Source organism: Aminobacter sp. AP02 (genome assembly GCF_003148805.1).
Classification (GTDB): Bacteria; Pseudomonadota; Alphaproteobacteria; order Rhizobiales; family Rhizobiaceae; genus Aminobacter.
The window spans coordinates 306,586-329,517 of the sequence record NZ_QGGX01000002.1 but is presented as its reverse complement, the minus strand read 5'-3'; the positions used below and the strand labels follow the sequence as shown (position 1 = coordinate 329,517).

The following is a 22,932-nucleotide window of genomic DNA, read 5'->3' as shown; positions in this document are numbered from 1 at the left end:
CGGAGGTAAGGCGTCGACACATTGGAAGAACTCATTCCGTCGGCCATTGATCTTCCGGCCAATCCCTGCTGCCGTGAATGATACGCAGGATGTAAATGGTCAGGTCCGTCATCGAATAGGCGACGATGTAAGGCGTTTTCTGAGCGAGTTTCTCGTAGGTTCCAGCCATTCGGCCTTGATGGCCGGTCGGAAGGTCCGCTAGATTGTCGATGGTCGAAAGAACGCGGTCGGCAATCCTGGCAGCTGCAGCTAGGTTTTTACGACTTACATAGGCGATGGCTGACTCGAAATCAGCGAGGGCGTCCTCCGACCATTCGATGCTGCGTATCATTGCTTGCGTGCAAGCGTATTCATGATCCGCTTTCGTGCCACCTCATGCGGGACTGTCCGCCCGGCTTTCACATCGTCGAGCCCGTGCTGAATGCCAGATATGATCGCCAATTCGCGCTCGACATAGTCGGCAATGGCCTCGGCGGCGAGAAACGATTTGGTACGGCGCGTGTGCTGCGCCAATTCTTCAAGCCTCGATTTCGTCTCGCTATCGAGACGAACGGTCACAGTCTCGGATTGTGTGCTCATGTGCACAATGTAGCACAATCGAACGCTGCGGCAAGCTAGCTGCGCAACTGCCCGGACCCGCGCACGCGGTATTTGAAAGAAGTCAGTTGCTCGACGCCGACAGGTCCCCGCGCATGCATCTTACCCGTGGCGATGCCGATCTCGGCGCCCATGCCGAACTCGCCGCCATCGGCGAATTGCGTAGAGGCGTTGTGCAGCAGGATCGCCGAGTCGATCTCGTTGAAGAAGCGCTCGACGGCCTTGGCGTCCTCGGCGACGATCGCTTCGGTGTGGTGCGAGGAAAACGTCTCGATATGCTCGATGGCACCGGCAACGCCTTCGACCAGCTTCACCGAAATGATGGCGTCGAGATATTCGGTCACCCAGTCGGCGTGGGTAGCCGGCTTGGCGTCTGCGAACGCCACGAGCACGTCTTCGTCGGCATGGATTTCGCAGCCCGCCTTGCGCAGGGCTTCGAGCACCGGCACCAGATGGGTCGAGGCAACAGCGCGATCAACCAGCAACGTCTCGGCTGCACCGCAAATGCCAGTGCGGCGCATCTTGGCGTTCACGGCAATCGTCACCGCCATGTCGAGCTTGGCCGACTTGTCGATGTAGAGATGGCAGATGCCTTCGAGATGGGCGAAGACAGGAACCCGCGCATCGTTTTGCACACGCTCGACCAGGCTCCGGCCACCGCGCGGAATGATGACATCGAGATTGCCCGACAGGCCCTTCAGCATCTCGCCGACGGCGGCGCGATCGGCCACCGGTACGAGCTGGATCGCGTCCTCGGGTAGATTGGCGGATTTCAGGCCTTCGACCAGGCAGGCATGGATCGCCAGCGACGAATTGAGCGAGTCCGAACCACCGCGCAGGATCACCGGATTACCGGCCTTGAGGCACAAGGCACCCGCGTCCGCCGTCACATTGGGCCGGCTCTCGTAGATCACGCCGACGACGCCGAGCGGCGTACGCACGCGTTCGATATGCAGACCGTTGGGCCTATCCCATTCGGCGATGACCTCGCTAACCGGGTCGCGCAGATCGGCGATCGCGCGGATACCCTCGGCCATGTCGCGGATGCGTGCTGGCGTAAGCTTGAGCCGGTCCATGAAGGAGCCGCTCAGGCCCGCTTCCTCGCCGTTGGAAACGTCAATGGCGTTGGCGTCGAGGATTTCATGCTCTCGGCGCAAGATAGCTTCGGCCATGCCGATCAGGGCGGCATGCTTGCGTTCGGCAGATGCGATGGCGAGTGGGCGGGCGGCGGCACGAGCCTTGCGGCCGATCTCGGCCATCAACTGCGCCGTATCCTCATGGGACTTCTCATGCGCCTTCAGCATGTCTTACCCTTCCGCTTGCACCGCAACCTTGTCCGTGTGGCTGACCACGAGGTCGTCGCGATGGATCATTGCCGATCGCGCCTCGTAACCGAGAACGGTCTCGATTTCAGCCGTTTTCAGCCCAGCGATCCTTACGGCATCCGCTGCGTCATAGGCAACCAGTCCGCGTGCGATCTCGCGCCCCTCCGGCGACAGGATCGCCACCGTGTCGCCGCGGGAGAAATTGCCGCTGACCAGCTTCACGCCGGCCGGCAGCAGCGACTTGCCAGAAAGCAGCGCGCCCACGGCACCGGCGTCGACGGTCAGTCGGCCCGCAGGTTCGAGCTGGCCGGCGATCCAGGTCTTGTAGCCCTTCACGGGATTGCCACTCGGGCGGAAATAGGTGGCGCGCTCGCCGCGCTCGATCGCCATCAGGGGCGACAGCCTGGTGCCGGCGGTGATGATCATCGCGGTACCCGCGGCAGTCGCGATCTTGCCGGCGTCGAGCTTGGTGCGCATGCCGCCACGCGACAACTCGGAAGCGGCGGCCCCGGCCATTGCCTCGATGTCGGGTGTGATACGGTCAACGACAGGGATGAATTTTGCGTCCGGGTCTCGCGCCGGCGGCGCCGTGTAGAGCCCGTCGATGTCGGACAACAGCACCAGAAGGTCCGAGCCCATCATCGTTGCGACACGTGCCGCCAGGCGGTCATTGTCGCCATAGCGGATTTCGCTCGTCGCCACCGTGTCGTTCTCGTTGATGACCGGTACCGCGTTCATCTTGAGCAGCGTCGAGATCGTTGCACGCGCATTGAGGTAGCGGCGGCGTTCCTCGGTATCGCCGAGTGTGACCAGGATCTGGCCCGACTTCAGCCCCTTGCGGCCAAGTTCTTCCGCCCATGCGCCTGATAGCGCGATCTGCCCGACGGCAGCCGCAGCCTGGCTTTCTTCCAGCTTCAGAGCGCGCTTGCCGAGACCAAGGATGGTACGGCCAAGCGCAATCGCCCCTGACGAGACGACCAGCACGTCGGCGCCCCCCTCCGCCAACGCCGCAATGTCGTCGGCCATGGAAGCGAGCCATTCACGCTTCAACCCTGCGGAACGGTCGACCAGCAGCGCCGATCCGATCTTGACGGTAATCCGCTTGTAGTTCTTCAGCGAAGGGATCGTCATGGCGGCAGCCTACTTCATCCAGCGCGCTTCGGAGGGCGCCACTTCGCCGCTCGCCTGCCGTGCTTCCTCGACCACGCTCATCAGCGCGCGCAGCGTCTCCTCGACGCCCTCGCGGGTCACCGCCGAAAGCATGATCGGCGCGCGTCCGGCAGCGCGCTTCAGCGAGGCCGCCTTTTTCTTGCGCGTATCCGGGTCGAGTGTGTCGACCTGGGAAAGTGCCACGATCTCGATCTTGTCAGCCAGACCGTGGCCATAGGCCTCGAGCTCACCGCGCACGACCTTGTAGGCCTTGCCGGGGTTCTCTTCCTGCGCCGAGACGAGGTGCAGGAGCACGCGGGTACGCTCGACATGACCGAGGAAACGATCGCCGATACCGACACCTTCATGCGCGCCCTCGATCAGGCCGGGAATATCGGCGATGACGAATTCGCGCGCATCAATGCGTGCGACACCCAGGCCCGGATGCAGGGTGGTGAAGGGATAGTCGGCGATCTTTGGCTTGGCCGCCGTTACCGAGGCAAGGAAGGTCGACTTGCCGGCATTGGGAAGGCCGACGAGACCTGCGTCCGCGATCAGCTTGAGCCGGAGCCAGACCCACATCTCCTGGCCCTCTAGGCCGGGATTGGCACGGCGCGGCGCCTGGTTGGTCGAGGTCTTGAAATGCTGGTTGCCGAAGCCGCCATTGCCGCCCTTGGCCAGCAAATAGCGCTGGCCGACCTGGGTCAGGTCGCAGATCAGCGTCTCGTTGTCTTCTTCATAGACCTGGGTGCCGACAGGAACCTTCAGCACGATGTCGGAGCCCTTGGCGCCGGTCATGTTGCGGCCCATGCCGTGCACGCCGGTCTGCGCCTTGAAATGCTGCTGGTAGCGGTAGTCGATCAGCGTATTGAGCCCGTCGACGACCTCCAGCCAGACATCGCCGCCGCGACCGCCATCGCCACCGTCAGGCCCGCCGAACTCGATGAACTTTTCGCGCCGGAACGACACCGCGCCCGCGCCACCGTTGCCGGAGCGGATGTATACCTTGGCTTGATCGAGAAATTTCATCGGACTGTTCGTCTCTTGCTGTTATTTGTTTGTTTCAGCGAACCTGCCATAGCGCAAGGCGCAGCGAAGGGCGAGTGCGGATTGAATACCGCCTGGAATGACGGAGATTTTCGACAGTGAAGCTGGTCACCTACAACACCCAGTATGGCATCGGGCGCGACGGCCGCTACGACCTTGAGCGTATCGCTGCCAGCGTTGATGGTGCCGACATCATCGCCTTGCAGGAAGTCACCCGCAATTTCATGCGCAACAACATGGCGGACATGGTCGCGGGGCTTGCACAGTTGCTGCCCGACTATTTCCATGTCTACGGAGTCGCCATGGACATCGATTTCGGCCTGCTCGAAGATGGCAAGCCGGCCAACAAGCGCCTGCAGTTCGGCAACATGATATTGTCGCGCTGGCCGATCGTGTCGTCGCGCTGCATGCTTTTGCCGCGCACCCGACGGCTCAATCGAGGCAATCTGCAGCGCGCCGCGCTCGAAGCGCTCGTCTTGGCGCCGTCCGGTCCTCTGCGCGTCTATTCGGTGCATCTCGACCACGTCAATCTCGAAGAGAGAATGGCGCAGATCCGCTTCCTCAAGGAGCGGGTCTACGCCTATCCGATGGAAGGCGGCGCCATCACAGGCGCTGCCGAGTACGGATTCCCCGAGCTCCCCTGCCCCGAAGAATTCGTGCTTTTGGGCGACTTCAACATGATCCCCGGCTCGCCCGAGCATCTCACGATGACCGGCGCGCCCGACCCTCTCGAAGGCCCCCAGATCGTCGCCCACAACCCTGTTGACGCCTATGCGCTCGCCGGCGGCATCCCGGACGGGTCGGTCACCTGGACCGACACGACCCATCCGGAAAAGGGCCGCCACATCGACTACGCCTTCGTCCAGGCCAGCCTTGCCGCCAAGGTCAAATCCGTTCGCATCGATAGCGAGGCGAACGGCTCGGACCACCAGCCGGTGTGGCTTGAACTGGCCTGAGCAACCTTAGCTGCGTGCCCACGACCTGAGGCTCGCCCAGGTCTTGCGGTCGAGCCTGTAGCGCTCGACCGGCACCTGGCCGGCGACGATCGAATTCAGCATGCCCTGGCCGGCATACTGGAAGCCGCACTTGTGGATCACCCGCCGCGACGCCGGGTTGATCACCCGGCACGAGACGTTGAGAACGTTGGTGTCGGTTGCCCGGAAGGCGAGATCGACGAGCGCATGCGCGGCCTCGGTGGCATAACCCGACTTCCAGTAGGGTTCGCCGATCCAGTAGCCCAGTTCGAGCCCGCGGTCGGTGACATTGAGCCCGGCCGACCCAACGAAGGCACCGGTGTCTGCAATGGTGATCGCATAGACCACGCCGCCGCGCTGGGCGCGCGCCATCGAAAGGAAGGCCCGCGCTTCGGCTTCGCCATAGGGGTGAGGCATGCGCGCCAGCATCTCGGCGATGTGACGGTTGTCGGCAAGCTCAACCAGTTCGGGGATGTCGTCTTCATGCGGCGGGCGCAGGACCAGCCGCTCGGTCAGCAATATCGGGCAATCGACGGACAGCCTTTCGTCTTCGCTGTCTTCCTTCTCGGCAACCATGTCAAAAATCCTCCAGGAAATGAAAAAGGGGAGATGGAAACCCATCTCCCCTGATCCTTTTCCTGGCTTGGCCAGACACCGGTTCCCGAGATGGGGCGCCGGTGTTGTAGTGCGGAACCGGCTACTCCGCGGCCTTGAGAATCGGGTTCACCGATACGTAGGTTCGGCCATTGGCTTTTTTATTGAAGGTCACGGCGCCTGCTTCGAGCGCAAAAAGCGTATGATCCTTGCCCATGCCGACATTGACGCCGGGATGCCAGGTGGTGCCGCGTTGACGAACGATAATGTTGCCCGGAATCACGGATTCGCTACCGAACTTCTTGACGCCAAGGCGCTTCGACTCTGAATCGCGACCGTTGCGCGACGAACCGCCAGCTTTCTTATGTGCCATGGATGTTCTCCTTCAGTCGCTCTGATTACTCTGATTCCGCGACGGCTGCAGCCTTTTTCGGCGCTGCCTTCTTCGCGGGCTTTTCTGCAGCAACGTCAGCTGCGGCTTCGGCCTTCACTGCCACCTTCTTCGAAGGCTTGGCACCGCCGGTCAGGATCTCGGAGATCCGGACAGTGGTGTGGTGCTGGCGGTGACCGCGGGCGCGACGCGAGTTCTGGCGGCGACGCTTCTTGAAGGCGATGACGGTCTTGTTGCGGCCGTGCTCGACCACTTCCGCCGTCACCACGGCACCGGCCACGAAGGGCGCGCCGATTTCTGCATTGTCGCCTTCGCCAACGGCGAGCACTTCAATGAATTCCACGGTGTCGCCGGCGGCGCCGACGAGCCTCTCAACCTTGATCACATCATTGGCGGCAACACGATACTGCTTGCCGCCCGTTTTGATGACTGCGAACATTTTATGCCTTTCGCTGTTCGGTCGGCCTTGTTGAACCACCTGGGCGGTTCGGGCCGTCTTTTTGTCAGTCGTTACGGGTTCATGACAAACGGCGCAGAGAACCCTCCACGCCGAATGCAGGGGGTCCCGTAACCGAAGGTTGCCATGAAGTCAAGGCGAACACGCCGGCAAACCGACGTTTCGCGGGGGCCGCCGGCCGTCCCTCCTGCCATCAGGTCATGGAGGGCAACCCTCGGATACACGGCTGTGCCAGAACCGACAATCGCGCAAACGCGGCCTCACTCCACTAAGCCTTATCATACCCCAGGACCGCCCGTGTGGCGGCGCGGGGCCCGCCGCCTCCGTCGACCGCAGCCCGTTGACCAAGGCTTGGGTCCACCCGCATGAGGCAACGCTCAGATGGGGTACCGGAAGGTTCTGAAAGGAAACGTCTTGTGGGCACTCCGCACCTGAAAGGTCCGAAGCATTCGAGCCAAAAGGGAGCGAAAAGGGCATGGCGGCAACACAGCTGACGCAGCGTCTTGCGCCTAATTCCGCCTCGACAGAAAAGATAGCTGATCTCGGCAACATTTGGCCTTGTGCGATGGGCGATGAGCCGTTATCTAGTGCGCCGCGCCGGCAACGGCCGATCACGACCGCGGAGAGGTGGCAGAGTGGTCGAATGCACCGCACTCGAAATGCGGCATGGGTGCAAGCCCATCGGGGGTTCGAATCCCTCCCTCTCCGCCATCGGTTCTCTGCGCCTCCCCAATTTGCGTGCCAGCGTCTGATCTCCCAAGCTGATCACCGGACCCGGACCCCGAAAAGGGGCGCTTCGGCCGTGAAAGTATCGTCGACTGCAGCGATAGCGATTGCCGGACGGAGGTTCCCATATCCCGAAAATGGGTCTTCGCTCGCTGGGCAATGGACGGTGTATCCGACGACGCCTACTTTGGAGCGCCCATTGGAGAACGACAGATGAGATTCAACGGCGCCAAGACTTTGCTGGCAGCTGTTCTTGCCGGTGGCGTGGCCACGACATCGGCAGCCTGGGCAAAGCCCATGGTTCTCACCAACGCCAAGGTTCACACCGTCAACCGGAGTTCGCCACAGGCAGAGGCGGTTGCCATCGAAGATGACGGCGTGATCCTGGCCGTGGGTTCGGAAAAAGAGGCGCTGGCTGCCGCCGGAGAAGACGCCGATGTCGTCGACCTCAAGGGCATGATGGTCCTACCCGGATTCCAGGATGCCCACATGCACCTGGTCGAAGCCGGCGTGAACGAGATCCTCTGCGAGTTCGAACCGTTCGACAAGCTCGACGACACCCTTGCCACGGTCAAGGATTGCATGAAGACCAGCAAGACCGAATGGGTGCTGGGCTCCGGCGTCAGCATGACCAATCTGCTCGACCAGAGCGACAACCCGATTGCGCTTCTGGACAAGATCTCGCCTGACAGGCCGGTGCTCATCCTCGACGACATCGGGCACGGCGCCTGGGCGAATTCCGTGGCGATGCGTGCAGCAGGCTATGACCCCTTGGCCGAAGATCCGCCCGGCGGCATCATCTTGCGCGATGCCAAGACCGGCAAGCCCAACGGCGTGGTGCTGGAGAACGCGCAGCAGAAGCTGAGCAACCTCGCCTTTCCCGACACGCCTGACAATGTCGAATTCGGTTATGAGAGCCTCTTGCCGACGCTGGAGACGGTCGCCGAGAACGGCATCACCTCGGTCAGCGACGCCGGCGGGTTCTGGCCTCAGGGGCACATCAAGGCCTGGCAGAAGGCCCTGGCCAACGACACGCTGGCGGTGCGCGCGTCGAACGCGCTCTATGTCTACCCGGACCTGCCGTTCGACGAGCAGATGGCATCGCTGAAGAAACTGTACTCGAACGACCCGACCAGCCTGCTGCGCTTCAACCAGGCAAAGATCTATGTCGACGGCATTCTCGAACAACGCACCGGCGCGGTACTGCGCCCCTACCTCAAGGGCGCCGGCATCGACCATGGCTACGACAGCGGCTTCCTGTACTTCGATGTCGACACGCTGGACCGCTACTCCAGGGAGCTGTCGAAGGCGGGCTTCCAGTTGCACTATCACGTCACGGCTGATCGCGGCGCGCGCCTCGCGCTCGACGCCATCGTACGGTCCGACCCCAAGCCGGGACCGCATCGCCTGACCCATCTCTATCTGCTCGACAAGGCGGACTATCCCCGGTTCAAGGAGTTGGGCGCGGTCGCCGATTTCCAGCTCGCCCCGAGTTCGCTCGATCCCGAATACAACAAGTTCATCCGCCAGTTCATCGGCGACCGGGCCGATCACATGATGCCTGCCGGCACGCTTGCGGCGATGGGCGCGGAGGTGGTGATGAGCAGCGATTTCGACGCTGACGAGTTGTCGCCGCTGGTCAAGATCCAGGCGGCCGTTTCGCGCAAGGCCGACGGTGCGCCGGACGTCGCCACTGCCATCGAGTGGATGACGATCAACCCGGCTCGGCTGCTGCACCAGGAGAAGACCACCGGCTCGATCGAGGTCGGCAAATTCGCCGATATCGTGGTGATTGACCGCGACATCACGGCAATTCCGATCAAACAAGTCGGCAAGGCGAAAGTCGTGGCAACGTTGCTGCAGGGTCAGCCGGTCTACGATCCCGACAAGATGTTCGACGAGTAAGGACGCGTGCCGATGTGCGTCGAAAACTAAATAGACGTCGAATAGCGATGCCGCGCCACGGCATGAAGCGTTTCAGCCCGTCCGCGCGACGGCTGCAACCCGGGTGGAACGCAATGAGAGTGCCACTCCGACGTGGTCTATTTCCCTACGCCGTGGCTGGGCCGTTGTATTGAGAAAGAACGACTGCCTCGGTTCGGTTGGTCGCATGCAGCTTTCGCATGATATGCGATACGTGTGATTTGACGGTGTTCTGCGACAGATTCAACTCGCTCGCTATGACCTTGTTCGAAAGGCCCCGCAACAAGGTCGCCAGCACTTGACGCTCTCGTTCGGTGAATGCGACGTCGGTACGGCCGGTGCTGGCGGGAAGATCCGTAGCCATGCCGTTCAGGGCAGGTAGCGGCTGCAAGGCGAAGATGTTTTCGACCTGCGCGGGTGCCGCGTTCGCGCAATCCGTCGGCACTGACCGTGGAAAGTAGACGCCCCCCGCCATGACCAGCCGAACCGCAGCAAGAGCGATCTCGATGGAGGCGGAAGCGGTAATATAGCCTCGGACGCCATATCGGGTTACTTCGGAGATCGTGGCATCAGAGATTGTTGATTCATCGAGTTGCGTGAGAAGCACCGTAGGAGCATCAGGAAGCATCTGACGAAGGTGTGCGAGACACTCGATCACACGCATGTCCGTCATCGCGCAGCCCTGTATGTTGAGACTGACGAGCGAGACCTGCCTGCCGGCCATGCTGGTGTCATAGCGGTGCACGGTCTCGACCTCGACGACAGCGAATTCGTGGAACTCGCTACGAAATATCCTGGCGAGACAACTTCGCGACAGGAGATGGCAGTCGACGACGACTATGGAGGGGCTTTCGTGAGCGAAGCCGTTCTGTTCGGCCGAAAACGAGATAGTCAATCGCTTCCCCGTTATTGCCGCCCGCTAACATATAATCAAATTAGTCGACACTAATCTACCCGCGATTGAGGATATGGTTAAAATGGTCATATTTTATACAAATGCCCGGGAAGTAGCCGGCTCACGATGGTATAGATATCAATAACTTCTGCCAGATTATTCCCAGAGCAGCCTAAGCCAGGGCGAAATCGGCTCGTACAATGATCTCCTGATCGACCGATGCGGTCTGGATGGCATCCACGTCCATCTCGATCTCGCCATTTCGGTCGGTGATATCCACGTCAGCGTCTTGGGCTGCGTCAACGTCCTGAACGACTTCAACGTCCAGCGTGATGACATAGCGCTCCTCCAGTTCGTCCTCGATGTCGATGTCAATGTTGACGTCCTGATCAAGCTCGATGTCTTGTTGCACGTCGACGGTGCCACCGGCACCTCCATCGCTGATCAGCATGTCGACGGCGGTTTCCTGTTCCACTGTGATGGAATCATGCAGGAACACATCGACGTAGAGCACCCCCTTGTCGTCATGGAAATCGACGTCGATCTGGGTGTCCTGGTCGATCCGCATGTCTTGATCCACCAGGATCGCGAAGCGCCCTTCACCATCGATGGTGAAGGAAATGTCCACGTCCTGATCCATCATCAGGTCCTGGTCAATGTGCAGCCGCGCGACGACCTCGCCGACATAACCTTCGACGATAATACTGGCGTCCTGGTCGACTTCAGCAAACTGCGTCACGCGAATGCTGTGACCGTCCTCCGACGCGCTGCCTTGCTCGCCCAGTTCGGGGTTTGCAGCATCATCTACATCGGTGCCCGGTGCGGGCTTGTCGCCCTGCGTTGCTTCGTGATGGGCGTCAATGCGGCCAGGTTCCGAGTGGAGAGGGCCGGCAAGTTTTGGCGGGTGCAAATCGCGAGGCAAGGAAATCGTGATGAGGTGAAGGCCCCCGGCTTCTTTGCCGGACGCATCCAGGCCATGGGACGCAGCGGCCGGCAATGACGATCCCTTGACCGGCATTGTGCCATGCGCTCCACCGCCGTCATTCGTGGCAGCCGGTGGATCGGCAGGCCGATGCACGTTTGAGGTAGCTGACGAAGATGGGAACTTGTCGGCATGGGCAGGGCCACCACCGGCCTCCGAAACTGCCCCGATGATTTCCCGCGGCCCCGCGTCGAAGAGCGGCAACAGATCACGTGTGCCCCTGTCGAAGGGAACCATCTGGCCTCAGTCCTCTCTGAAGGCTCGGTTGAAGCTGTCGAAAACGGGACGGAGTGCATAGTGGCCGACGGTGAACGTGCCGGTGTTGATCAATATCTCGACCGGCATCCCCGCCATGATTTCCACCTCGGGGAGCGCGTGAAGCGATGCCTCGGTGATGCGGATGCGCGCTGTGTAAAATGCCCGCTTCGTCTCGGTGTCGATGAGACGGTCGGCTGAGACATAGGTGAGAACCCCCTCAACGGGAGGAACGCGGCGATGCTTGTAGGAAAGCAGGCGCACGCGCGCCTTGAGACCGGGATGAACCAGGTCGATATCCTCCGGCTTGACCTGGGCCGTAACGATCAGGCGATCCTGACTGGGGACAAGATCAAGGAGCGGCTCGCCTGCCGCCACCACGCCCCCGGTCGTGTGGATACGCAAGTCTGTGATTGTGCCGGCCTCGGGCGCGCGCACGATCGTCCGGGCGAGAACGTCACTGGCGGCCTGAAAGCGCTCGGCGAGCTGAAGGATCTGGGACTGGGTCTCGCGAAGATCCTCCGCGACCTCAGTCTGATAGTCGCTCTCGAGCTTGAGGATCATCGCCCGCGACTCGCCAATAGCCTGTCCCGCGCGGGACATCTGGGACATCGTGTCGCCAATCCGTCCGTCGATCTCGGCTTGCTCGCGTTCAATCTGCAACAGGCGCGCGCGCGTCTGCAGGCGCTTGGCCACGAGTGGGGCAACTTCCGCGATTTCTGCCTTGACGATGGCAGCCCGCGTCGCGGCCGCCTTTGCCTGAAAACGTAAGCCCGCGATTTCCTGCTCGGTCTGTGCCTTGCGCTGCTCGATGATTTCGATACGAGACGCCTGAAGCTTGCGCCGCGTATCGAATATCTTGTCTTGCGCGACGATTATCCCCGCCACCGCTGGATTGCGCTGAGCGGCCGACATCATGTCTTTTGGAAACAGGATGGTTTCGCGATTGTCACGCTCGGCGACAAGGCGCGCCTCGAGGGCTTGCGCGTCCCACAACTGTCCTTGAAGCATCTGGACGGTCGCCCGTGCCTTGGTGTCATCAAGGCCGATGAGGGGTTGGCCGGCAGCCACCACATCGCCGTCCTGCACCATGATGCGCCCGACAATCCCTCCCTCGAGATGCTGGATGGTCTTGCGGCTCGACTCCGCCTCGATGGCTCCCCCGGCAATCGCGGCACTTTCGAGCGGCGCATAGATCGACCAGACACCGAAGCCAACGACAAACACCCCGACAATCGAAAACGCGCTCGCGGCGAGGTAACGTAGCCGATGAAACGGCGTAGCAGACAGCATCGGCGCCATTGCAAGGTCGGACATGCCGGCCCTGTTCGAGGCGTCGATGAGGCGTTCTTGTCGAAACCTTGCGAAGGGATGTGTGTTGGCAAGCCAATTGAAATTTGCTGTCGTTTTAGAGGCCACTGACGATGCAGACTCCGTGGCCAAGACAGTGAGCCCATCCCATGTCCACGAAAGCCACGCTTCAAGGGAACTGTAGGCAGAGCCCAGCTGTCGCCTGATGGTTCCGCTGCAATTGGTTGCAAAGCCGCCTGTGGTGGCAGCAGCTCCTACGGCAACGGGGCGGCACCGCTCGAATGAACTCTGCGTCGGCGCCTTCATGGCCGCGAAGAATGCCATGGCCAGGCTTCGGGCGGCTCCAGAACATGCCTTCAATGTCGCGACGAAGCGCGCTGATGCTTTATCCCATGCGGCGACGGCTCCCTGGGCAACGCGTTGTCCGGTTGCCACCGCCGTTGACTTGAACGCAGCAAGGCGCGCGACGATGCTGGAAAGGCCTGCTCGCGACTTGGCAGGCTGCCAATTTGGGCCGGCACCGTAGTCCACCGTAGTTGCAGTGTTGGCACCTTTCTTGGCGCCGGCTTTCAGACGCTTCATGCCCCGCCTCTTTCGGCTTCCCCTGCCGACGCATGCCCATTCGCCATCTCAGGGTAGCCCTTGTGGCCCAGCTGCTTGACGCTCTTGCGGGCAGTGATGATTTGCGGACGCCTGACCGGAATGGCGGTCCGCCCACTCTTGATCTTGCCAGCGACCTCCCGGCGGTCGCCGAAGGCATTGATCATGCCGTTGTCGAGGACCAGGATCTTGTCGGACAGGCTAAGTATCTGAAGGCGCTGGGCGATGATGATGATCGTCGATCCCCGCGCCTTCATGTTCTGGATCGCCTCCCGCAGCGCCTCTTCGCCTTCGGCGTCGAGGCTGGCGTTCGGTTCGTCCAGGACGATGATGCGCGGATGGCCGAAGAATGCGCGCGCCAGGCCGAGCCGCTGGCGCTGCCCGCCCGACAGCCTCGTGCCGCTCTCGCCGATATCTGTTTCGTAGCCCAGGGGAAGCCGCATGATCGTTTCGTGCAGCCCAACCATTGATGCGGCTGCGATCACCTCATCGGCCGACGCATCCTGCAGGCGGGCGATGTTTTCCCTGATCGTGCCGCCGAAAAGTTCGATATCCTGGGGAAGATAGCCAAAGTAGCGGTGACCACCAGAGGCCAGCCAGATTTCCATGTCGGCATTGTCGAGACGCACATGCCCCGCTGTTGGTCCGATCGTGCCGGCGATAAGGCGACCAAGGGTCGACTTCCCAGCACCGGAGGGACCGACAACACCGAGAATTTCTCCCGGGTTGACGAGGAATGTTACCCGCCGCAGCGCCGGCGCGGACGCTCCGGGCGGCACGAACGTCACCTGTTCGATGGAGAGTTGCCCATTGGGGCGCGGCAACTCCATTGCCTTTCGCGGCTGCGACGCAGACGCCAGTATCTTGCGCAGGCGGCCATAGCCCAGGCGTACACTGCTAACGGCTTTCCAGGTGCCGATGGCTCCTTCCACTGGCGCCAGGGAGCGCCCAAGCAGGATCGACGTGGCAAAGATTGCCCCAGGACTGACGCTGTTCAAGATCACTAGCCAGGCAGCGCAGGCCATGACAATGACCTGGGCGAAAAGCCGGACAAAACGGGCAACCGCCTGAATGGTGCTGGCACGCGCGGCGGCGATGAGTTGCGCTTCCTTCGCCTCGGCCTGACCATTGCGCAAGAGTCGGGCGACCCCTGGGAGCATGCCCATGGCGCTGATCGCCTCGACATTGCGCAGCAGCGCTTCGAACCGGTGCTGGCTCTCGCCCCAGGCAGCACTCGCACGGGCGAACGGCTTGCGCGTCACCATCTCGTTGAGCATCGCCAGTCCAAATAAGATAAGCGACGCGACGAGACCGATTGTCCCGAGCAACGGATGCACGAGGATCATGGCAAGGATGAAGATTGGCGTCCAGGGAAGGTCAAACAGGGATGTGCTGGCGGTACCGCCGAAAAACGAGCGCAAGCCGCTGACGTCGCGCCAGGCCTGGGCGGCGGCGGCTGCATCGTTGCGCAAGGCCGATTGCACGGCTGCAATGAGGACCGACGGCTGGACCCGATCGTCGAGCCAAACGCCGATCCTGGCGAGCATCGCCCGGCGCAATGCCTCGAGCGTGGCATGCACGGCAAGTGCCACGACCACGATCAAGGTCAGCATGACCAGTGTATCGAGACTGTGACTCGACAGGACGTGATCATAGACATGCAAGAGGTAGAGCGGGACCGTCAGGGCCAGGAGGTTCACGAAGAAGCTGAGCGCGAAGACCATCGCCAACGATGCCCTGCAGCGGTGAAAGGCACGTTCGACTTCGGTTATCGTTCGGTCCTTGGATAGAGCCATGAATGTCTCCGCGAGGGCGTCACAGCGAAAGGTCCGGTGCCCGCGGCACGTACAAGTCAGGCCCGGCACGGCTCGCCGCCATGGTGGCGCGAGCCGGCGCCCGGATTGAATCCGGGCGCCTCATGTCATCGAGTGCAATCAAGCGAAGTCGAAGTCGAAGTTGATGTCTATGTCAGCGTCCTGATCAGCCGTTTGAGTCTGGTCGACATCCACGTCGACGTCCTGATCCTGATCGACATCCACGTCGTTGTCGTTGGATTGCGTGACATCGGTGTCGGTGTCGTTGTCATTGTCAGCATCGCCGTCGGCGTCGGCGTCGGCATCGGCGTCCGCATCGCTGTCTTTGTCAGCATCGGCATCCGCGTCCGCATCTGCGTCGTTGTCGGTGTCAGCGTCTTGGTCGGTGTCGTTGTCGACATCCGAGTCATTGTCGTTGTCGATATCTACGTCCGAGTCCTGGTCGGTATCGACGTCAACGTCCTGGTCTTGGTCCTGGTCGAGGTCCTGATCGATGTCGGCATCTATGTCGATGTCAAAATCATTGTCTTTGATGTCAGCCATGGGGTTACCCTCCCTGTTGAGCAAAGCCGCCCTGGCGAGCGTTTGCCTCCGGAGCGGATCGACAGCTACCGGGACGGTCAGTCAGACCCGGCGACAATCCATCGATGTGGCCAAGCATCCCTGTTCAAAGCTTTGGAGAATAGGCGCCAATATGAACCATGCCCAAACGGGTCGGCCATGCTACCAATTGGCTCGCCCGATCCGGTGAGGTAGCCCGAATAGGTGAACCGCTTCGGGTCATCCGGATGAACCTGCGTTGAATTCGACGCGCAGCGACAGCCGACTGGCAACTCGGCTATCTTCAGCCCCTGGCGAATGGAATTCAGGCGTCGATGTCGGTCAGATCGACGATGATGTCGACGTCGGCGTCAGCACCGGCCTCATCTTCCAGGTCGACATCGATATCGGGTCCGTCCTCGTCTTCTTCGACATCGACCAGACCGCGTACCAAGGTGTCGATGAGAGAGGCAATGTCCACATCGACGTCGGCATCAAGGTCATCGCGGATTTCGATGTCGACATCGACGTTCCCGTCAGTTTCGGTGTCCTGGTCGAGTTCGGCATCGATGCTGTCTTGGTCATCGTCATCCACGTCGATGTCGAGATCGCTTTCGATCTCGACATCGTCTTCAACTTCGGCGTCGATCTCGACGATGATGTTGCCGTCGCTGTCTTCGCTGACTTCGACATCGACCTCGATCCGCTGATCGACCTCAGGTCTTTGCTCACCCGCAATGCCGATGTCGTAACCTTCACCGTCGTCGGCGTCACTGTCGACATCGGCGTCCTGATCCATCTCGCCGTTCTGATCGACTTCGGTATCCAGGTCGACGATGACGGGGTGCGAACCTATGACCAGCACATCGATGTCGACATCGTCGTCGATATCGGAGTCCTGCTTCAGGTCGAGGTCGATGTCCTCCACATCCTGAACGGTGTCGTCGTTTTGATCGCCGGATTCATCGACGTCCGCATCGTCCTGGTCGGCCATCATGTCTCGCTCGACTTTTTCGTCAGGCTCCATCGTGCGTCTCCATGGTGCGCGCAGCCGCTGGTGAAGCAGCATCCCACCTTCCAAAAAGCACGGATAGACACCAAGTCGGGGCGTATCGGCCTCACTCATTGAGGCCAACCGCTCAAGCGAAGACGGCAAGATGGGATGAGATGACGAGGCCAACGAATCGGCCGCACTCAAACGGGCATGCCACCCCGACGTCCTCGTCGACGCGGAGCGGCGAGCCCCATCAGGCCTCAAAACGAAGCGTCGATCACCGCCAGTTCAGAAGCAGTGCCTCACTCGGCTGCTTCGGCAAACGACGCGGGCACGTAGTTGAGGATCGGCCCGAGCCACCGTTCGACCTCGGTTACGGTCATACCCTTGCGCCGGGCATAGTCCTCGACCTGATCGCGCTCGATCTTGGCGACACCGAAATAATAACTCTCTGGATGCGCAAGGTAGATGCCCGAGACCGACGAGCCCGGCCACATCGCCATACTTTCGGTCAGGCTGACGCCGGCATTCTTCTCCGCGTCGAGCAGGCGGAACAAAGTCACCTTCTCGGTATGGTCAGGCTGGGCGGGATAGCCGGGTGCGGGCCGGATGCCGCGATATGGCTCGCCGATCAAATCGTCCGGTGCCAGATTTTCATCAGGCGCGTAGCCCCAGAACTCCGTGCGCACCTTCTCGTGCATACGCTCGGCAAAGGCTTCGGCGAAACGGTCGGCCAGCGCCTTGACCATGATCGAGGAATAGTCGTCATTGGCGCGCTCGAAGCGCTCGGCGATCGCCACCTCCTCGATGCCGGCGGTCACGACAAAGCCGCCGAGATAGTCCGGCTTGCCACTGTCGAGCGGGGCGACGAAGTCGGACAGCGCCATGTTGGCCTTGCCGTCGCGCTTGGTCAGCTGCTGGCGCAGCGTGAACAAGGTCGCCAGTTCCTGCGAGCGCGCATCGTCGCTGAATAGCCTGACATCGTCGCCGACAGCGTTGGCCGGCCAAAAGCCGATGACCGCCTTGGGGGCGAACCACTTCTCGTCGATGATCTTCTTGAGCATCGCCTGCGCGTCCTCGAACAGCTGCCGTGCCGCAGGGCCCTGCGCTTCATCCTCGAGAATCTTCGGATAGCGGCCCTTGAGTTCCCAGGTCTGGAAGAACGGTGTCCAGTCGATGTAGCGAGCCAGCTCGGCCAGATCCCAGCTCTCGAACACCTTGGTGCCAAGGAAGGATGGCTTCGGCGGATCGTAGGACGTCCAGTCGACCTTGTGCGCATTGGCGCGCGCCTTGGCCAAGGGCAAGCGCTGCTTGTCGGCCTCCGATCGCGCGTGCGCATCGGCAACCTTCTTGTATTCGGCCTGGACGGTCTCGACGTAACCGCCTTTCGCCTCCGGCGACAACAGGTTCGACACCACGCCCACCGCGCGGCTGGCGTCGGTGACATAGACGGTCTGGCCGCTGTTGTAGCGCGGGTGGATCTTGACCGCCGTATGCACGCGGCTGGTGGTGGCACCACCGATCAAAAGCGGAATGTCGAAACCCTCGCGCTCCATTTCGGCGGCGACATGCGCCATCTCGTCGAGAGACGGCGTGATCAGGCCAGACAGGCCGATGATATCGACCTTCTGCTCCCTGGCTATCTGCAGGATCTTGGTTGCCGGCACCATGACGCCGAGGTCGATGATCTCGTAATTGTTGCAGGCAAGCACGACGCCGACGATGTTCTTGCCGATGTCATGGACATCGCCCTTCACCGTCGCCATCAGGATCTTGCCGGCGCTCTGGCGCTCGCCATTGTCGATGCCGTTGGCGGCATTGGCCAGCTTCTCTGCCTCCATGTAGGGCAACAGGCCAGCCACCGCCTGCTTCATCACGCGGGCAGACTTGACCACCTGCGGCAAAAACATCTTGCCGGCGCCAAAAAGATCGCCGACGACGTTCATGCCGGCCATCAGCGGGCCTTCGATGACGTGCAGCGGACGCTCGGCCCTCAGCCGCGCCTCGTCCGTGTCGGCGTCGATGAACTCGGTGATGCCGTTGACCAGCGCGTGGCTGATGCGTTGTTCGACGGGCCAGTCGCGCCAGGCGAGGTCTCGCTCCTTGGCCTCCTTGCCGGCCGTGCCCTTGTAGCGCTCCGCCAACTCCAGCAACCGCTCGGTCGCCGTTCCGCCCGCCTTGGGCACGCGGTTGAGCACGACGTCCTCGCAGGCCTCGCGCAGCTCCGGGTCGATCGATTCATAGACGGCGAGCTGGCCGGCATTGACGATGCCCATGTCCATGCCTGCCTGGATGCAGTGATAGAGGAACACGGCATGCATCGCTTCGCGAACCGGCTCGTTGCCGCGGAAGGAGAACGACAGGTTGGAGACGCCACCCGATACATGGACATGCGGGAGCGTCTGCGTAATTTCTCGCGTCGCCTCGATGAAGTCGACGCCGTAATTGTCGTGCTCCTCGATGCCGGTGGCGACTGCGAAGATGTTGGGGTCGAAGATGATGTCTTCCGGCGCGAAGCCGGCCTGTTCGGTGAGCAGTTTGTAGGCGCGGGTACAGATCTCGACCTTGCGCGCCTTTGTGTCGGCCTGGCCCTGCTCGTCGAACGCCATGACGACGACCGCGGCACCATAGGCCCGGCAAAGCCTGGCGTGATGCAGGAACGCTTCTTCGCCTTCCTTCATCGAGATCGAATTGACGATCGGCTTGCCCTGGACGCATTTCAGCCCTGCCTCGATCACCTCCCATTTGGAGCTGTCGATCATGACTGGCACACGCGCAATGTCGGGCTCGGCGGCGATGAGGTTGAGATACTCGACCATCGCTTTCTTGGAGTCGATCAGGCCCTCGTCCATGTTGATGTCGATGATCTGAGCGCCATTGGCGACCTGGTCGCGGGCGACCTCAAGGGCCGCGGCGTAGTCGCCGGCGGTCACCAGCTTGCGAAACTTGGCCGAGCCTGTGACGTTGGTGCGTTCGCCGACATTGACGAAGGGAATTTCGTCGGTGAGCGTGAACGGCTCGAGGCCCGACAGGCGCATCTGCGGCTTGAGTTCCGGCACCTGGCGCGGCGGATACTTGGCGACGGCCTGCGCGATGGCGCGGATATGTTCGGGCGTCGAGCCGCAGCAGCCGCCGACGATGTTGATGAAGCCCTCGCGCGCGAATTCCTCGACCTGCGCGGCCATGAATTCGGGGCTCTCGTCATACTGGCCAAAGGCATTGGGCAGGCCGGCATTGGGATAGGCGCAGATGAACGTCTCGGCGACATCAGACAGTTCGGCCAGATGCGGGCGCATGGCGGCGGCACCAAGTGCGCAGTTGAGCCCGACTGTGAACGGGTCGGCATGGCGGATCGAATTCCAGAAGGCAGTCGGCGTCTGGCCCGACAGCGTCCGGCCGGACAGATCGGTGATGGTGCCCGAAATCATCACCGGCAGGCGCACGCCCTTTTCGATGAAGATCTCTTCGCAGGCGAAGATCGCGGCCTTGGCGTTGAGCGTGTCGAAGATGGTCTCGATCAGGATGATGTCGGCGCCGCCGTCGATCAGGCCGCGCAACTGCTCGCCATAGGCGATGCGCAGGTCGTCGAAGGTGACAGCGCGATAGCCGGGATTGTTGACGTCTGGCGAGATCGACGCGGTGCGGTTGGTGGGTCCCAACGCGCCGGCAACGAAGCGGCGCTTGCCGTCTTCCTGCTGCGCCCGGATGACGGCACGGCGCACCAGCCGCGCACCGTCGCGGTTGAGTTCGTAGACCATGTCCTCCATGCCGTAGTCGGCCTGGGCGATCGAGGTCGACGAAAATGTGTTGGTCTCGATGATGTCGGCGCCGGCGATGGCGTATTTGTAGTGGATCTCCTCGATCGCCGCCGGCTGCGACAGGATCAGCAGGTCGTTGTTGCCCTGCTGATGGCAGGCGCAGCCGCCGAAGCGGTCGCCGCGGAAATGGTCTTCGTTGAAGCCGAGACCCTGGATCTGCGTGCCCATCGCGCCATCGAGGATCAGGATGCGCTCGCGCGCCGCCGCTTTCAGCGCCGCCATCACCTCCGAACCGTCCGACTTGGCGGAAACGGCCCCGAACAGGGCGTCGAGGGAAGAGGCATTTTGCGACATTTTACGTCCTTTCGGCGACAGCAATGCGCTGTCACATAAAGACATCTTTATGTCAATATGTCGAGACTGTTTCCTGCCATCTGCCATCGGCCGTACGGTTCAGGCGCGGCGACTTGATCGCGCCATGAACCCGAGAAACGACCGCCGCGTCGTACTCACCGATCGCCGCACGCCAATTGTCGCCTTGCAGCATGGCGAAAACAGCCGCCACGGGCTCGATGCCTGCCGTCCGCAAGAGCCGAAGCACAGCCAGCATCGACGTGCCCGAGCTGATGACGTCGTCGACCACGACAACCCGCTTGCCCGCGAGCAGCGGCAGCATGCGCGGGTCGAGATAGAGGCGCTTGGCATGCGTCGGGCTGGTGATCGAACTCATCGGCTGCGACAGCTCTTCACTGTACCAGAATTTGCGTGACGTCCCGAGCGCCACCATCCTGGAATGGCCGAGCCGCCGCGCTACGCCATTGGCAAGCGGCAATCCGAGCGTCGGCACGCCGATGACAACTTCGGGAGCATGAGCACAAGCAAGTGCCGTCATCGCATCCGTCAGCGCGTCCTCGACGGCAAAGCTCGCCTGGTTGACGATCAGCGACGCCACCGCCTTATCGTCACCGCCGGGCAGGATGCGGATCGGCAAGGCGATCTGGCGCCCGTCGGCGAGCGTTGCCGGATAGAGCTCGCCAAAACCGTTCGCGGGCGCCGCATTGAACGTGCCAGCGGGATAGACGGTTTGCCAGAATTCATGCGGAGCGAGTGGCACTACGGAGCTTTCTGTTGCAAAAGGGGGCGCGGCGAGACCTGCCCTGCGCGCCGCATCGGTTCATGCTGCGGGGGACGGAGTTTAGCGTGATGACATCGGGCGGCGGTAACGACAAGACGGAAATCGAGATGCTGACGGCGTTGCGCCGCGACATCCACGCCCATCCCGAGCTCGGTTTCGACGAAGTGCGGACGTCGGGCATCGTGCAGAAGATGCTGACGGATGCCGGCATCGCCATCCAGACGGGCCTCGGCAAGACCGGTGTGGTCGGCACACTGAAAGTCGGCGAGGGCTCGCGACGGATCGCCCTGCGCGCCGACATGGACGCACTCGCCATGCCTGAGATGGCCGAGGAGCGGCCCTACAGGTCGACAGTTGCCGGCAAGATGCACGCCTGCGGCCACGACGGCCATACCGTCATGCTTCTTGGCGCTGCGCGCGAGCTCGCCCGCAGCCGCAACTTCTCCGGCACCGTGCACTTCATCTTCCAGCCGGCAGAAGAGGGCCGCGGCGGTGCCAAGGCGATGATCGAAGACGGCTTCTTCAAGCAGTTCCCCGTGGACGCGGTCTATGGCCTGCACAATATGCCGGGCATCGCGCCCGACAGCATGGCCGTGGTGGCGGGCCCGCAGCTCGCCTCCTCCGATCGCTGGACCGTTACATTCAAGGGTATCGGCACCCATGGTGCCAAGCCGCATCTCGGCCGTGACGCGATGACCGCCGCCGGCCAGTTCCTGACCGCGCTGCACACCATCGTTGCGCGCCGCGTCGACCCGCTGCAGCCGGCCGTGGTCAGCGCCTGCGCGATCGATGCCGGCAGCTTCGAGGCGCTCAACGTGATACCAGACCTGGTCAGGATCGGTGGCACGTCACGCGCCTATTCGGCCGCAGTGCGCGACCAGCTGGAAGAAGAAATCGAGGCGCTGGCCGAAGGTTCGGCGCGGCTGTACGGCATCGAGGCGGAATACCGCTATTTCAGGCAGATGCCGCCGGTCGTGAACGACCGCGACGCAACGCGCCGCGCGCTGGCTGCGGCGCAGGCGGCACTGGGCACAGACAAGGTGAAGACCCAGTTCCCGCCCTCCACCGCCGGCGACGACTTCGCGATGTTCAGCCAGGAGGTCCCGGGCGCCTATGTCTGGCTCGGCAACGGCCCCGCCGTCGACGGCGCGCTGCACCACAACAGCCACTACGACTTCAACGACGCGGCAATTGCAACTGGCGTGAAGTTCTGGACGACCTTGGTCGAACAGGAACTGGCAAAGGCGTAAGGGGCTGGACGAGGCGGGCATTGAAAAGCCCCCTCATCGTCACGGCTTCGCCGTGCCACCTCTCCCCACTCTGTGGGGGGCGAGGAACTCCCGTTCTGTGAGGTCGCGAGATTGGCGATTCCTCTCCCTCACGAAGTGGGGGAGAGGTGGCACGGCGAAGCCGTGACGGTGAAGGGGCTTGGTATGAAACGACTGGCTAGGCGACGAGTAGTATG

General features: G+C 62.0%; 19 protein-coding genes and 1 tRNA gene. 4 read left to right on the top strand and 16 right to left on the bottom strand.

What is annotated here, in order from left to right; translation table 11 throughout:
• Positions 1-31 precede the first annotated feature (31 nt).
• From C8K44_RS03500 to obgE, 5 genes are read right to left on the bottom strand one after another with little or no spacing between them, the layout of a single operon-like run.
• Positions 32-331, bottom strand: coding sequence for a type II toxin-antitoxin system RelE/ParE family toxin (locus C8K44_RS03500; RefSeq protein ID WP_199226999.1), 300 nt, complete (start codon positions 329-331; stop codon positions 32-34).
• Positions 328-579, bottom strand: coding sequence for a CopG family ribbon-helix-helix protein (locus C8K44_RS03495; RefSeq protein ID WP_109574350.1), 252 nt, complete (start codon positions 577-579; stop codon positions 328-330). The genes C8K44_RS03500 and C8K44_RS03495 overlap by 4 nt, the downstream gene beginning before the upstream one ends.
• A gap of 35 nt (positions 580-614) precedes the next feature.
• On the bottom strand, positions 615-1,901 hold the full coding sequence (locus C8K44_RS03490; protein WP_109574349.1) for a glutamate-5-semialdehyde dehydrogenase: 1,287 nt from the start codon (positions 1,899-1,901) through the stop codon (positions 615-617).
• Positions 1,902-1,904: 3 nt separating this feature from the next.
• Complete coding sequence (proB, locus tag C8K44_RS03485; protein WP_109574450.1) at positions 1,905-3,047, bottom strand: glutamate 5-kinase; 1,143 nt, start codon at positions 3,045-3,047, stop codon at positions 1,905-1,907.
• Positions 3,048-3,062: 15 nt separating this feature from the next.
• Positions 3,063-4,100 (bottom strand): GTPase ObgE, encoded by a 1,038-nt coding sequence (gene obgE / locus C8K44_RS03480; protein WP_109574348.1) that lies wholly within the window; start codon positions 4,098-4,100, stop codon positions 3,063-3,065.
• Positions 4,101-4,216: 116 nt separating this feature from the next.
• Between obgE and C8K44_RS03475 the strand changes: the two genes are divergently transcribed.
• The gene (locus tag C8K44_RS03475) at positions 4,217-5,074 is read left to right on the top strand and encodes an endonuclease/exonuclease/phosphatase family protein (RefSeq protein ID WP_109574347.1); all 858 of its coding nucleotides are present in this window, start codon (positions 4,217-4,219) and stop codon (positions 5,072-5,074) included.
• Between the two features lie 6 nt (positions 5,075-5,080).
• Here the strand turns inward: C8K44_RS03475 and C8K44_RS03470 are convergent, their stop codons facing one another.
• From C8K44_RS03470 to rplU, 3 genes are all read right to left on the bottom strand, one after another.
• A complete protein-coding gene (locus C8K44_RS03470; RefSeq protein WP_199226998.1) occupies positions 5,081-5,668 on the bottom strand; it encodes a GNAT family protein in 588 nt (195 codons plus the stop codon).
• Between the two features lie 121 nt (positions 5,669-5,789).
• Complete coding sequence (gene rpmA, locus C8K44_RS03465; RefSeq protein ID WP_055974797.1) at positions 5,790-6,059, bottom strand: 50S ribosomal protein L27; 270 nt, start codon at positions 6,057-6,059, stop codon at positions 5,790-5,792.
• A 25-nt stretch (positions 6,060-6,084) separates the two neighbouring features.
• On the bottom strand, positions 6,085-6,516 hold the full coding sequence (rplU, locus tag C8K44_RS03460) for a 50S ribosomal protein L21 (RefSeq protein WP_109574345.1): 432 nt from the start codon (positions 6,514-6,516) through the stop codon (positions 6,085-6,087).
• A 639-nt stretch (positions 6,517-7,155) separates the two neighbouring features.
• Here rplU and C8K44_RS03455 point away from each other — a divergent pair.
• A tRNA-Ser gene (locus C8K44_RS03455) sits at positions 7,156-7,245 on the top strand.
• A 228-nt stretch (positions 7,246-7,473) separates the two neighbouring features.
• Positions 7,474-9,165, top strand: coding sequence for an amidohydrolase (locus C8K44_RS03450; protein ID WP_158282703.1), 1,692 nt, complete (start codon positions 7,474-7,476; stop codon positions 9,163-9,165).
• 145 nt (positions 9,166-9,310) lie between these two features.
• Here C8K44_RS03450 and C8K44_RS03445 read toward each other — a convergent pair whose 3' ends face one another.
• From C8K44_RS03445 to C8K44_RS03410, 8 genes are all read right to left on the bottom strand, one after another.
• Positions 9,311-10,078 (bottom strand): response regulator transcription factor, encoded by a 768-nt coding sequence (locus C8K44_RS03445; protein ID WP_109574343.1) that lies wholly within the window; start codon positions 10,076-10,078, stop codon positions 9,311-9,313.
• Between the two features lie 172 nt (positions 10,079-10,250).
• On the bottom strand, positions 10,251-11,297 hold the full coding sequence (locus C8K44_RS03440; RefSeq protein WP_109574342.1) for a hypothetical protein: 1,047 nt from the start codon (positions 11,295-11,297) through the stop codon (positions 10,251-10,253).
• Positions 11,298-11,303: 6 nt separating this feature from the next.
• A complete protein-coding gene (locus C8K44_RS03435) occupies positions 11,304-12,632 on the bottom strand; it encodes an HlyD family type I secretion periplasmic adaptor subunit (protein WP_245417346.1) in 1,329 nt (442 codons plus the stop codon).
• A gap of 572 nt (positions 12,633-13,204) precedes the next feature.
• Entirely contained in the window at positions 13,205-15,022 is a 1,818-nt protein-coding gene (locus tag C8K44_RS03430; RefSeq protein ID WP_109574341.1) for a type I secretion system permease/ATPase, read from the bottom strand.
• Between the two features lie 138 nt (positions 15,023-15,160).
• A complete protein-coding gene (locus C8K44_RS03425) occupies positions 15,161-15,583 on the bottom strand; it encodes a hypothetical protein (protein WP_109574340.1) in 423 nt (140 codons plus the stop codon).
• Positions 15,584-15,905: 322 nt separating this feature from the next.
• Positions 15,906-16,607 carry a hypothetical protein gene (locus C8K44_RS03420; protein WP_146203904.1) on the bottom strand — a complete coding sequence of 234 codons (702 nt, stop codon included), beginning with the start codon at positions 16,605-16,607 and terminating at the stop codon, positions 15,906-15,908.
• A gap of 269 nt (positions 16,608-16,876) precedes the next feature.
• The gene (gene metH, locus C8K44_RS03415; RefSeq protein WP_109574338.1) at positions 16,877-20,686 is read right to left on the bottom strand and encodes a methionine synthase; all 3,810 of its coding nucleotides are present in this window, start codon (positions 20,684-20,686) and stop codon (positions 16,877-16,879) included.
• 52 nt (positions 20,687-20,738) lie between these two features.
• On the bottom strand, positions 20,739-21,446 hold the full coding sequence (locus C8K44_RS03410) for a phosphoribosyltransferase (RefSeq protein WP_109574337.1): 708 nt from the start codon (positions 21,444-21,446) through the stop codon (positions 20,739-20,741).
• 89 nt (positions 21,447-21,535) lie between these two features.
• Between C8K44_RS03410 and C8K44_RS03405 the strand changes: the two genes are divergently transcribed.
• Complete coding sequence (locus C8K44_RS03405) at positions 21,536-22,717, top strand: M20 aminoacylase family protein (protein WP_109574336.1); 1,182 nt, start codon at positions 21,536-21,538, stop codon at positions 22,715-22,717.
• Positions 22,718-22,932: the final 215 nt, after the last annotated feature.

Bases quoted from the DNA above. Each gene is read 5' to 3' on its own strand.
- C8K44_RS03500 (WP_199226999.1), bottom strand. From the start codon at position 331: ATGATACGCAGCATCGAATGGTCGGAGGACGCCCTCGCTGATTTCGAG.
- C8K44_RS03495 (WP_109574350.1), bottom strand. From the start codon at position 579: ATGAGCACACAATCCGAGACTGTGACCGTTCGTCTCGATAGCGAGACG.
- C8K44_RS03490 (WP_109574349.1), bottom strand. From the start codon at position 1,901: ATGCTGAAGGCGCATGAGAAGTCCCATGAGGATACGGCGCAGTTGATG.
- obgE (WP_109574348.1), bottom strand. From the start codon at position 4,100: ATGAAATTTCTCGATCAAGCCAAGGTATACATCCGCTCCGGCAACGGT.
- C8K44_RS03470 (WP_199226998.1), bottom strand. From the start codon at position 5,668: ATGGTTGCCGAGAAGGAAGACAGCGAAGACGAAAGGCTGTCCGTCGAT.
- rpmA (WP_055974797.1), bottom strand. From the start codon at position 6,059: ATGGCACATAAGAAAGCTGGCGGTTCGTCGCGCAACGGTCGCGATTCA.
- rplU (WP_109574345.1), bottom strand. From the start codon at position 6,516: ATGTTCGCAGTCATCAAAACGGGCGGCAAGCAGTATCGTGTTGCCGCC.
- C8K44_RS03450 (WP_158282703.1), top strand. From the start codon at position 7,474: ATGAGATTCAACGGCGCCAAGACTTTGCTGGCAGCTGTTCTTGCCGGT.
- C8K44_RS03440 (WP_109574342.1), bottom strand. From the start codon at position 11,297: ATGGTTCCCTTCGACAGGGGCACACGTGATCTGTTGCCGCTCTTCGAC.
- C8K44_RS03435 (WP_245417346.1), bottom strand. From the start codon at position 12,632: ATGTCCGACCTTGCAATGGCGCCGATGCTGTCTGCTACGCCGTTTCAT.
- C8K44_RS03430 (WP_109574341.1), bottom strand. From the start codon at position 15,022: ATGGCTCTATCCAAGGACCGAACGATAACCGAAGTCGAACGTGCCTTT.
- C8K44_RS03425 (WP_109574340.1), bottom strand. From the start codon at position 15,583: ATGGCTGACATCAAAGACAATGATTTTGACATCGACATAGATGCCGAC.
- C8K44_RS03420 (WP_146203904.1), bottom strand. From the start codon at position 16,607: ATGGAGCCTGACGAAAAAGTCGAGCGAGACATGATGGCCGACCAGGAC.
- metH (WP_109574338.1), bottom strand. From the start codon at position 20,686: ATGTCGCAAAATGCCTCTTCCCTCGACGCCCTGTTCGGGGCCGTTTCC.
- C8K44_RS03405 (WP_109574336.1), top strand. From the start codon at position 21,536: ATGACATCGGGCGGCGGTAACGACAAGACGGAAATCGAGATGCTGACG.